This is a genomic window from Leptothrix ochracea L12, from assembly GCF_000262525.1.
Map to the genome: position 1 here is coordinate 1 of NZ_JH660682.1, position 12089 is coordinate 12089.

Below are 12089 nucleotides of genomic sequence, written 5' to 3' on the forward strand. Positions count from 1 at the left end.
GAGCAGGAGCAGGAGCAGGAGCAGGAGCAGGAGCAGGAGCAGGAGCAGGAGCAGGGGCAGGGGCAGGGGCAGGGGCCGGACTCACGTCCGAGCTGCTGGCTTGCCATGTGCCGCTATTTTGACGACCGGGACCGGTGAATGTGCCCGAGAGCTGGCCGGTGTTGCTGTCGCGCTGGCCCGTCAGATGCAGTCGCGTGCCATGGCCGTTCAGTTGTAGATCCAACGTGCCGTCGGCGTTGATGATCCCCGAGACGCTGAGTGTTCCGGACCGATTTGAGTCGGATGGGGTTTGTTGTCTCAACGCGGTATCGAGCTTGGCTTGATAGTCCTCGGTGATCTGACGGAACGCTTGCCGAAAATCCTGCACGGCGGCCCGTGGATCGGTGGCACTGCGCCACTGGTCCACCAGATCGTTCACGGCTTGGCGATAGTCTTGGCGGATGTGTTGCGCCGATACGGTCGAGCCGGTCGATGGGGGTGTGGTGGGTGTAGCTGGGGCCGGCACCATGCGTCCTTCGACTTCGGTGCTGCCATCCTCAAGGCTTTCGCCCTTGAGCATCAACGTGCCGCTGTAGCTTTGTCCCGACATCACACCGCTGGTGACCTGAGCGTTCCAACTGAATTGTTGGGTGCTCCAAGCCACGGCTTGGGAGCTTGGGGGGGTCGTTGCTGCCGCCGCAGTGCTTAGCGCAGGCAGGTGGATGGATAGCCCTTGTTTGGTGTCACTCACGGTCAAAGCCGTCGAAGTTGTTGCGCTGGGGGCTGACGAGGTTGCATTTTCCGATCCACCACCGCAGGCACTCATCATGGCGATGGTCAGGGCGAGGGTACCGAGCTTGAACGATTGGAGGGTCAGCGTCTTGGTCATGTCGAACTCCTGGAGGTGGAAGAGATTGCGTGGAGCGGACATTAACGACGGGCCGTGCATCGTGGTTGATTTCACGGCTACCCTTACCGCCGTAACAACTCTAGGGTTTGTCCTGACTGCATGTGACGTAACAGAACAACACGACGCTGTCATTTAAGTGTAGGTCCGTGGTATTTACCCGGGCGACGTGGGTTGAGGTGGGTTTTTTCAAGATCACCAAGCCTGAGACAATCCCACCCCATGACTTCGCAGATCACCATGCCCCCCATCCAAGACGTTGCTTCTGACGCTGCCCTGGCCGCTCCCGCTGCACCCGAACAACCCGTCTCAGCGGCTGTAGCCGCCCTGCTGGCGACGACCGGCCCGGAGCAGCTCAAGATCGAGTCGCTTGATCTTGAAGCTCAAGGTGTGGCGCGCAATGCTGCTGGCAAGGTGGTGTTCATTGACGGCGCTTTGCCGGGCGAGTGGGTCTCCGTCAAGCCCCCAAGTCGGCGCAAGAACAATTGGGAGCAGTCCGAACTGCTGGCGATCCACCGCGAAAGCGCGTTGCGCGTCAAGCCTGGTTGCCCCCATTTCGGCTTGGAAGCGGGCTCCTGTGGCGGCTGCAAGATGCAGCACTTCCATGCCTCGGCCCAAGTCGCTGTCAAGCAGCGTGTGCTCGAAGACAACCTTTGGCACCTTGGCAAGGTCAAGGCCGAGCAGATGCTGCGGCCCATCGAAGGCCCGACCTGGGGCTACCGCTACCGCGCCCGTCTTTCGGTGCGCTATGTGATGAAAAAGGGCGAGGTGCTGGTGGGTTTCCACGAGCGCAAGTCGCGTTATGTGGCCGACATGAAGAGCTGCGCGATCCTGCCGCCGCATGTCAGCGCCATGCTTTTGCCCTTGCGTGCCCTGATCACCAGCATGGAAGCGCGGGACCGTTTGCCGCAGATTGAGTTAGCCATCGGTGGTGTGGGTGCCAGTGGCGGTGGCAGTGGTGGCGATGGTGCTGAAAGCATGATCACCGCTTTGGTGTTGCGCCACCTTGAGCCCCTTTCAAGCGGCGACTTGGACTTGCTACGCGCTTTTGCGGCCGAACACGGCGTGCAGTGGTGGCTGCAAGCCAAGGGTCCAGACACGGTGAAGCTGCTTGACGAGGCCAGCCCGCAACTGGCCTACACCCTGCCCGAGTTCGGCATCACCATGCCCTTCAAGCCGACCGACTTCACCCAAGTCAACCACCACATCAACCGCGTGCTGGTGGGCCGGGCGCTGCGTTTATTGGCCGTGCAACCGCACGAGCGCGTGATCGACTGGTTCTGCGGCCTGGGTAATTTCACCCTGCCGCTGGCGCGCACTGCCCGCGAGGTGCTGGGTATTGAAGGCAGTGAAGCCTTGGTGCAACGCTCACGCGAGAACGCACGCTTCAACGGCTTGGACCACAAAGCCACCTTCGCCGCTCGCAACCTCTTCGAACTCGCCCCCGCTGACTTGGCCGCCTACGGCCCGGCCGAACGTTGGCTGATCGACCCCCCGCGTGAAGGCGCTTTCGCCCTTGCCAAAGCCTTGGCCGATGTCCATCAAGACCCCAGCCTCGCCCCCGGCTGGCAACCCCCGCAGCGCATCGTCTACGTCAGCTGCAACCCCGCCACCCTGGCCCGCGACGCCGGCCTCCTTGTCCATCAAGCCGGCTACCGCTGCACGGCGGCCGGTGCGGTCAACATGTTCCCGCATACAGCACATGTGGAATCCATGGCGGTGTTTGAGCGAGGGGTCTGAGGCGCAGCCCACCGTCTTGTTTTCTACCGATCTCCGTGATGTTCGGTAGCGCACAGAAGCACGCGGTGGTGAGGGGTATGGTTCCTTCAACTTCTTCAAGCGAGCCCACCATGATTTACAAGTTCAAATCGCAAGCAGACGCTGATGTCATCATGCTGGAGCCCAACGGCGAACACATGCTCACCCTGATTGGCCGGGAACCTTCAGCGCAGGGCGTCGTCACGGTGGCGCAGATGCCCGCCGCCATTGCCGCGCTGGAGGCGGCGATCTTGGCGCAAGAGGGTCATGAGCATGCCCGCTTGCGCGCTCGTGCAGAGCCCTTCATCCATTTACTCAGCAACAGCGCCAAGGCTGGCAAAGATGTGGTTTGGGGCGTGTGACGATCAGGCTGCGGCGCGTGGTCGGCTGAGTCAAATCTGAGTCCACGCCGGGTCAGGCCGCCAAGCCAAACACCAAGCAGGCATATCGGGGCCAGGCATGGGTCGGGCGATGCCGTAGCCTTGGGCCAATTCGCAGCCGAGCTTCAAGAGCAAGGTGCCCGATTCGACGTTCTCCACCCCTTCGGCAATCACTTGCCGGTTGAAAGCGTTGGCCAGACCAATGACTCCATTCAGGATCGCCAGATCGTCAGGGTCTTCGAGCATGTTGCGCACAAAGCTTTGATCGATCTTCAGTTCCACCACCGGCAAACGCTTGAGATAGGTCAGCGATGAGTAGCCGGTGCCGAAATCGTCCAAAGAAAAGGTCACACCCAGCTTGCGACACGACTCAATCACATTGGCCGTCCAAGTGATGTCATCCAAGGCGCTGGTTTCCAGCACTTCGAGCTGCAATTGACCATGTTTGACCTCCGGGTGGGCGGCCAAGATCACACGCAGTCGTTCGGCAAAGTCGGCTTGTTGCAGCTGCCGTGCCCCCACGTTGACGCTGACTTTGAGATCCAGTCCGCTTGCATGCCATTGTTCAATTTGCGTCAAAGCATGGTTCAGCACCCATTCGCCCAGATGGATCGACAGCGCATGCCCCTCGATCACCGACAAAAATTGGGCGGGGAACAACAGCCCGCGTGTGGGGTGATTCCAACGGATCAGGGCCTCTGCGCCGATCACTTGCCCCGTGCGCATATGCACCTTGGGTTGGTAGTGCAGCACAAATTCGTTGGCGTTCAGGGCCTGACGCAGACGCTCTAAGCTTTCGTGGTGACCGCGCACACTCTGGTCCAACTCAGCGTCAAACACGTGATAGCGATTTTTGCCGGCCAGCTTGGCTTGGTACATCGCTTGATCGGCTTGGCGCAGCAGTTGATCGGCATCCACATCTTGGGCTTGTGGGAAAAAGGTCACCCCCAAGCTGGCGGAAAGACGCACGTCCAAATCATCCACTCGCAGCGGTTGCGAGGCAGCATCCAACAGCCGAGCGAGCAGGGGACCACTGGCCTCAAAACTCTCCAGATCCAACAGCACGGCCACGAACTCATCCCCCCCCAGCCGGGCCAAGGTGTCACCTTCACGCAGGGCCTGTCGCATGTGCACAGCCATAGCCACCAACACTTGGTCGCCCACGGCATGGCCATGTTGATCGTTGATCGCTTTGAAGCCATCCAGATCAAGAAAAGCCACCGCCAACCTGTTTTTACGGCGCACAGATTGGGTCATGGCCTGATGCAAGCGGTCTGAGAGCAGCACGCGGTTGGGGAGGTGGGTCAGTGCATCGTAGTGGGCGATGTATTCCAGCTCGTTTTGATGTTCTTTGAGCGTGGTGATGTCAGAGAACATGGCCACGTATTGCAGCGTTTTACCCTGTGCATCTCGCACCGCACTGATGGTTTGCATGGTGGCGTAGAACTCGCCACTTTTGTGCCGGTTCCAGATCTCGCCGGACCAGTGGCCCTTGTCGATCAAAGCTCTCCACATCGAATCGTAAAACTCCCGGCTCTGCCGCCCAGAGCTAAGCAGGCGGGGTGTTTGGCCCACAACCTCGTCGCGGCTGTACCCTGTGATGCGGGTGAAGGTTTCATTGATTTCAACAATCACCCCGCTGGGGGTGGTGACCATGATGCCCTCGTTGGCATGGGCAAAAACATTGGCCGCCAGTTGAAGCTTTTGCTCGGCACGCTTGCGCTCGGTGATTTCGCGTGAGGAATTGAACAGCACCATCGTCCCATCAAGCTCAATGGGATAGCCGCTGATTTCCACGTCGTAGGTGCTGCCATCTTTACGGCGATGGCGGGTTTCAAAAAGCGCGCGCGTTTGCTGCTCAAACTGCCGTTGAACAACCGCCATCGTTTCTTCATGGCTGTTGAACCCACAGTCCCACTGGGCCACATTCATGCCGATCATTTCTTCGCGGGTGTAGCCCAGCATGTCGCAGAAGGAATCACTGACCTCAATGATGTTGGCGTTCCGATCCATGATCGTGATGCCGTCGCTGGCGTTGTGCAGCAGCGCCAAGTTCTTCTCGCTTTGCTTGGCCAGCATGCTGGTTCTTTCAATGACCCGTGCTTCGAGTTCGGCTTCTTTCTGGCTCAGTTCGCGAAACAACAGATGCAGCGGGTGACGCAGCCCCGTGACCACCACCGCCTTGTAGATCGCATAAAAGGCGACGATCTTGATCATGTGTCCGGTTTGGTTGATCGCATCGCTCATCGTGTCTGAGACATAGAGCGTGAAGCACAACTCCATGAGGATCATCAAGATCACTGACAAGCGGATGAGCCGGTACACCCCGGGGTCAAAATGGTGCTTGCGCCGATGAAGCAGCACCAGATTCACCAGCATCAGGGTGCAGATGATGTATTCGCTGATCACTTTGAAAGGGGTCAGCCCATGTCCGGCCACAAAGCAGACCGGAAAGTTCTTGACATATAAAATGGCGCTCACCAGCCATGCCGTGACCAACGTGAACCCGCCGAAGGTCAAGAGGCCATTGACTCGCCGAGAGGTGCCCAAGAAGGCAAAGCCCAGCAACATGCTGAAGGCTTCAAGATAGCGCGCTGCGATCCAAAACTGCGGTGCGTAGTAGTCGTAGTCTTGAAAGATGGGCATGCCCTTGTAGGTCAGGGTGTGCAAAACATCCAAAAACCCGATGAATAAATAGCCCACACCAACGAACAGAACGTATTGGTTCTCGATCGATTGCCAGCAATTGATGGCAAGGATGCTGATGGTGATGGCGATGAAGACACTGAACAATTCCGCCGTACTGTGGAACAGCAGGTAGTTGTAGTTGCTCAGGAAATGAACACTGACGATGAGCAGGCCAAGGCCGACGACATCTCCAAGAGACATGCCAAGGTAGCGACCAACATATCGGTCAACCCATCTGAGGGCTGGGCCATGGGCCAAGGTCGTTACTGCTGCCTTGATGAACGTCATTTTTTTGATCCGACTTTGAGTCTTCGGCTCACCCAGTTGTTTGCCTTGAGTCTTGTGGGGGATCAGCTTATCACCGACCTCGCCACCCATACCGGGCGCAGACCGTTGGAGGATGGGGTCATGACGTGCTTTCTGAACGTGCTTTCTGAACGTGCTTTTTGATTGACTGATTGACCGATGCCAAGCGATTGGCTAGCCTTGATACAAAATTCAGGCATACATCTCAGGGAATGCTTTGTTCATGCTGTCAACACCGTTTTCCTTGCATGGGTTGCTCCAAACCATGGTTTGGCTGCTGCTTTTATTGGGTTTGATGGGCGTGGTACTGGGTGTGCTGATCAGGCGCCGCGCCGCACAGGCAAAGTTCGAATCCGCACAGTCTGATGATTTCTCAGCAACCCGTGCGATGGAGCCCTCCGGGACGGTGGGTATCCCTGCTGCGCCCAAGGTTCGTCGCCGGACGCACCCATCTGTGCCACCCGCACCACCGACCACGCTTCCGCCACCCGTTCCCACGATCGAACCCACCGTGCGCCCACAAGCGTGGGGTTTGGAGGTTTTCAGTGTCATCGAGTGGCGTCGCTTCGAAGCCTTGGTTGAAGCCCTGTTCGCCCAGGCCGGTTTTGTCACCCGCAGCCAAAGCCACGGTGCTGACGGCGGGGTCGATATCTGGCTGCACTCACGCCACCAGCCCGATGGCAGCCCGGTCAGCATCGTGCAGTGCAAGCACTGGCAAAGCGGCAAACCCGTGGGTGTGGACAAGATTCGCGAACTGCGCGGCGTGATGGCCGCCCACAACGTGCACCGAGGCCAATTTGCCTGCACCGCCCATTACTCCACCGACGCCCGCGAATTCGCCCGCACCAACCAAATCCACCTTCTTGATGGCCCAGCGCTGCTCGCACTGATCGCCAAACGCACCCCCGAACAACAGCAAGCTTTGCTTGATGTGGCCCTAGACGGCGAGTACTGGAAGCCCACCTGCGTCAAGTGCGACACCAAAATGGTCCTGCGCACCCCCCGCAACGGCGGCAAACACTTCTGGGGATGCGTGAACAACTCGAAGTGCAAGGGCATGATGGTGGCACGAGGGTAGAGCACCGGCAGCATGTGCCCGAGCACCGACCTATCCGCTCCCAAGCTGTGCCCACCATGCGCCCAAGCATTCACCTCTCGGCTCCCGAGCAGTACCAGCCATGTGCCCGCGCACCGACCAGTCCGCTCCCGATCATTGACCACGGTGTGCCCGAGCATCCACCCATCTGTGCCCAAGCAGTCCGGCCCATGTGCCCGAGCACAGCCCACGGTGTGCCCAAGCACCGACCTCACTGCTCCCAAGCAGACACCTCGCTGCGCCCGAGCAGGCAGCTACCTTTGCTCTATCCTCCCCGCGCCCACGGGCCGCATGAACCCACATCAGCTCAGGGATGAACCAAACAGCTCACTTTTACAACCGGCACGCCGTTGAGTTCTTCGGCAGCACGGTAGGGGTGGACATGGCACCGTTGCATGCGCGCTTCTTGGCTGGACTGCCGGCTGGGGCGGCAGTGTTGGATGCCGGATGCGGTTCAGGGCGCGACGCCCGAGCCTTTGCCGAGCGGGGCTACCGAGTCAGCGCTTTTGATGCCTCACCAGCGCTTGCGGCGCTGGCATCTAAACACTGCGGTTTCCCGGTGGCAGTGCGGCGTTTTGAGGATGTCGAGGACATCGCCTGCTTTGATGGCATTTGGTGCTGCGCCAGTTTGCTGCATGTAGCCCAAGCCGATGTGCCTGAGGTGTTGACTCGTTTGTGGCGGGCACTGCGACCGGGTGGCGCGCTCTACGTCAGCTTCAAACATGGTCAGGGTGAACGCGTCCACCATGGGCGCCACTTCACCGACGCCGATGAACCAACCCTGCGGGCATGGTTTGCCCCCTTGCCTGAGGCCCTTGAGCCTGAGATTTGGCTGACCGATGATCGCCGCCCAGATCGGTTTGAACGCTGGACCAACGCTTTGCTGCGCCGCGCACCATCACCCCGGCTGATCACAGGTGGCCCCGAGGATCATTTCTTACCCCAACTCTCGGCGGCATGTGCCCGAGCCACCCACGTTGATTTGGCAGTGGCTTTTGTCAAAACAACCGGACTGCGCCTGCTACTGCCTGACTTGCAAGCCGTAGTGAACAACACCGAACGCCGGTTGCGCTTGCTGACCAGTGACTATTTGGGCATCACCGATCCTGAAGCACTGCGTTTGCTGCTCCTGCTGCAACAGCAAGGAGCCGACGTGCGCGTGCATGTGACGCGGGGTGGCAGTTTTCACCTCAAAGCCTATCTGTTTGCTCGGTTGGAACACGGTGATTTGGTCGAGGGCACAGCCTTCATCGGTTCGAGCAACATCAGCCGACAAGCGCTTAAAGAAGGACTGGAATGGAACTACCGGGTTGTGTATCCCAGTGACGGCGGCTTTTTGGAGGCAAGGCAGCATTTTGAACGGCGCTTTGCCGATGCCAACACCGTGCTCTTGACGGACGATTGGATCGAAGCTTATGAAAAACGTCGTAAGCCGCCACCGATAACCATGACGAGTGCGGCAATCGCATCGGGTAGCGAAAGCGAGGAACAAGAAGCTTTGCCCGAACCCACCGCCGTGCAACGTGCCGCTCTGGCAGCGTTGGCCGAAACACGAGAGCAAGGCTTTCGGCGTGGCTTGGTGGTGCTGGCTACTGGCTTGGGCAAAACGTGGCTGGCTGCTTTTGACACCCTGCAACTTGGGGCACGACGGGTACTTTTTGTGGCGCACCGCGAAGAGATCTTGGCCCAAGCGGCTGCAACCTTCTTGCGCATTCGTCCCACGGCTCGCATTGGGGCTTATACCGGCCGCAAACGTGATGCAGAGGTGGACATTCTCTGTGCGTCGGTTCAAACATTGGGCCGCGCCGAGCACCTTAAAGGCTTTGCACCGCATCACTTTGATTACGTGGTGATCGACGAATTTCATCACGCGGCTGCGGCCACCTATCGGCGCTTGCTGGGCCACTTTGCACCTTCATTTCTGCTGGGCCTGACTGCCACACCGGAGCGCACCGACCAGTCCGACATCCTCTCGCTGTGTGACGACAACCTTGTCCACACCTGCCAACTCTTTGATGGCATCCGTGCTGGGTTGCTGGCACCATTTCACTATTACGGCATCTTGGACGAGTCGGTGAATTACGACGATGTGCCATGGCGCAACGGACGCTTCGACCCCGAGCAACTTGTCCACAAGCTGGCAACGCTGGCGCGTGCCCGTCATGCGCTGAAGGAGTGGCGAGAACGCGCCCAGAGCCGCGCGTTGGCTTTTTGCATTTCGCGCCGCCACGCTGACTTCATGGCAGCGCAGTTCAGATTGGCGGGAGTGAGGGCTGCGGCGGTGTATGCCGACTCCATCCTTGGCCGGGCACAGGCGCTGGAACAACTTCAAGACGGAACGCTGCAAGTGCTGTTCAGCGTTGATCTGTTCAATGAAGGTGTGGATTTACCCGGCATTGACACCGTGATGATGCTGCGCCCGACCGAATCGAAGATCCTGTTCCTGCAACAACTCGGACGGGGTTTGCGCCGCTGCGAAGGCAAGAGCCATTTGGTGGTGCTGGACTTCATCGGCAATCACCATGCCTTTTTGCGCCAACCGCAGGCCTTGTTCGGTGTTGGGGCAAGCTATCAAGCGCTGGCCGCGTTTGCCGTGCAAGTGCAAGAAAAGAAGCTGGAACTGCCGTCGGGATGCTTCGTCAACTATGACCTACGCATCATCGATTTCCTCAAAGCACTGAACAGCCACGGCCCGCGCCAAGACTACAAAGCCCTACGCAACACGCTCGGCCGCCGTCCGACACTGACTGAATTCCACCGCTCAGGCTCCAGCGTGCAGGCCATGCGCAAACATGCTGGGCACTGGTTTGAGTTGGTTCGCAGCTTGGGGGATTTGAGCGAAGAGGAAGAACACGCTGTTGAGGCCTTTGGTGCGTTGCTGCGTGAGGTGGAAACCTCTGCCATGACGCGCAGTTTCAAGATGGTGTTGCTTGAGGCTTTCTTGGAACTTGATGGCCTGAGCGCAGCGGTGCCCTTGTCACGCTTGAGCCAGCGTTCGCGTGAGGTCTTGGAGCGCCGCCGCTCCTTGCTGGCCGATTTGTCACCAGACATGGCTGGTGTCGCCGGCGATTCAACCGCTTGGGCAAGCTACTGGCGCAAGAACCCAGTCAAAGCGTGGACAGGCGGAGACAAAGCCGGGCATTTTTGTTTGGAGCGCACTGCTGAGGACGAGGTGTTCAACCTTGTGAAAGTCGTCCCATCCGCACTGACTGAGAAATTGGCAGCACTGTTGCAGGAGCTGGTGGATTTCCGTCTTGCCAGCTACGAAGTCCGTTTGGCACCGATGGCGGGTGAGCCAGCAACCAATAACGTTGTGCCTTTCCCCGTTCATCGGCGCGAAGCGGTCGAGTTACCGTACTTCCCAAACCTCAAGATCGCTTGCGGGCACTTCCGAACAGGTCGGACGGATGCCGAAGAGCACCGCGCACTGCCAGTCAGCTATGGGCCGCTTGACCCCGGTCGGCATTTCATCGCAAAAGCATCAGGCCGATCCATGGATGGCGGCAAGCACCCAATCCACGATGGCGACTATCTACTGCTTGAACTCGTGAGCCCGGGCCGGGCCGGGTCCATCACTGGCAGCGTGATGGCGATTGAGCGCCAAGACGAATCAGGGGATAACCAATACCTGCTGCGTGTTGTCACCAAGAACGCAGCAGGTCAGTACATCCTGAAGGCAAATAACCCCGAATACGCCGACATGCTTGCCACTGATGACATGCGGACGTTGGCGCGTTTGCGTGCCGTGGTTGATCCGCTGGATTTGGTGGTGGGTGAATCCTTCGCCCGCGAAGACATTCCGCCCTTGTTTGGTGAAGAGTTCAACCCCGGAAACTGGAATACCGGTCATGTGGTGCTCAACGGCAAAAAAGCGCACATCTTGTTGGTGACATTGAACAAGCAAGGCAAGGCTCAAGCTCATCGTTTTCACGATCACTGGCTTGATGAGCACACCTTCCATTGGCAAAGCCAAAACACCACAACGCCTTACATAAAGCGGGGTAAGGAACTCATTCACCATGAGGAACTGGGTATCGCTATTCATTTGTTTGTGCGCGAAAGAAAGCTTTTAACGGGCAAGGGAGCGCCATTCGTCTACCACGGGCGTGTGACTTACCAGTCGCATCAAGGCAGTCAGCCGATGAGCATCCAGTTCCGGGTCTGATCCCCAGGTTGGAGACACAAAAGTGGCAAGTCGGTGGGGCTGCATCCCCCTTCAACCCAACTTTCGGGGGATGTCAATCAAGTTGCTGCGCTGCAAAGAATGGGACGCCCTTTAAACAACGGGAGTTCTTCATGCAAGCGAAAGTGATTACGAATTTTGTGCGGCTGAACGAATCGGACTTTCAGACCAAAGTGGCACTGATCGTGGCGTCGTTGACGGGGAATGCGCGCTTCCCTGAGCCGTGGCCGGCACCGGCGCCGAGTTTGGCGCAAATCAATGCGGCCTTTGAGGTGTATCGCAGTGCGTATCGTGCCAGCCTGACGCATGACACGCTCAAGATTGCTGAGCGCAACAGTGCTCGTGAGGCTTTGGCGGGTTTGCTGCAAACGTTGGTGAAGTATTTGGAATTTGTGGCCAATGACAACGAGTCGGCCCTGCAATCCACTGGGTTTGATCTGCGTCGTGATGCGGTGCGCGGTGACCATGCCGAGCCGTTGCTGGCCCCTGAGGGGTTGAAGCTAAAGCGTGGCGTGCTTGGCGGGCAGGTGGACGTGCGCGTCAACCGTTTGACGGGTGCGGCCAGCTACGAAGCGGATATCGCGCAGGGCGACCCCAATGTGGAAGACAACTGGCACCACGCGTTGACCTCCACAAGCAGCATGCACATGCTGCTGCGCGATCTGCCCGCCGCACAAACCTTCTGGGTGCGCGTGCGCGGCATCAACGCCGGTGGGGCAGGGCTATGGTCTGAGCCCGCCAGCATCATGGTGGTTTAAGAAAAAACTGGCGTGAGGGGCATGCCCCCTCACG

The 12089-nt window shown here is 58.8% G+C and carries 7 protein-coding genes; 5 read left to right on the forward strand and 2 right to left on the reverse strand.

Annotated elements, in window-relative coordinates; all coding sequences use genetic code 11:
* Positions 1–868, reverse strand: an 868-nt coding sequence (locus LEPOCDRAFT_RS02865; RefSeq protein WP_009453475.1) for a hypothetical protein, incomplete at its 3' end; no start/stop codon positions are given.
* Positions 869–1126: 258 nt separating this feature from the next.
* Here LEPOCDRAFT_RS02865 and rlmD point away from each other — a divergent pair.
* Complete coding sequence (gene rlmD / locus LEPOCDRAFT_RS01690) at positions 1127–2626, forward strand: 23S rRNA (uracil(1939)-C(5))-methyltransferase RlmD (protein ID WP_156793946.1); 1500 nt, start codon at positions 1127–1129, stop codon at positions 2624–2626.
* Between the two features lie 110 nt (positions 2627–2736).
* The gene (locus LEPOCDRAFT_RS01695; protein WP_009453477.1) at positions 2737–3006 is read left to right on the forward strand and encodes a DUF1840 family protein; all 270 of its coding nucleotides are present in this window, start codon (positions 2737–2739) and stop codon (positions 3004–3006) included.
* 30 nt (positions 3007–3036) lie between these two features.
* Here the strand turns inward: LEPOCDRAFT_RS01695 and LEPOCDRAFT_RS01700 are convergent, their stop codons facing one another.
* Positions 3037–6090, reverse strand: a complete 3054-nt coding sequence (locus LEPOCDRAFT_RS01700; RefSeq protein WP_009453478.1) for a bifunctional diguanylate cyclase/phosphodiesterase — start codon at positions 6088–6090, stop codon at positions 3037–3039.
* 151 nt (positions 6091–6241) lie between these two features.
* Between LEPOCDRAFT_RS01700 and LEPOCDRAFT_RS01705 the strand changes: the two genes are divergently transcribed.
* The 3 genes from LEPOCDRAFT_RS01705 (at position 6242) to LEPOCDRAFT_RS01715 (ending at position 12055) form a co-directional block, all read left to right on the forward strand.
* A complete protein-coding gene (locus tag LEPOCDRAFT_RS01705) occupies positions 6242–7096 on the forward strand; it encodes a restriction endonuclease (RefSeq protein WP_009453479.1) in 855 nt (284 codons plus the stop codon).
* Positions 7097–7427: 331 nt separating this feature from the next.
* The gene (locus LEPOCDRAFT_RS01710) at positions 7428–11279 is read left to right on the forward strand and encodes a DUF3427 domain-containing protein (protein ID WP_009453480.1); all 3852 of its coding nucleotides are present in this window, start codon (positions 7428–7430) and stop codon (positions 11277–11279) included.
* Positions 11280–11410: 131 nt separating this feature from the next.
* The gene (locus tag LEPOCDRAFT_RS01715) at positions 11411–12055 is read left to right on the forward strand and encodes a fibronectin type III domain-containing protein (protein WP_009453481.1); all 645 of its coding nucleotides are present in this window, start codon (positions 11411–11413) and stop codon (positions 12053–12055) included.
* The last annotated feature ends 34 nt before the right edge of the window (positions 12056–12089 follow it).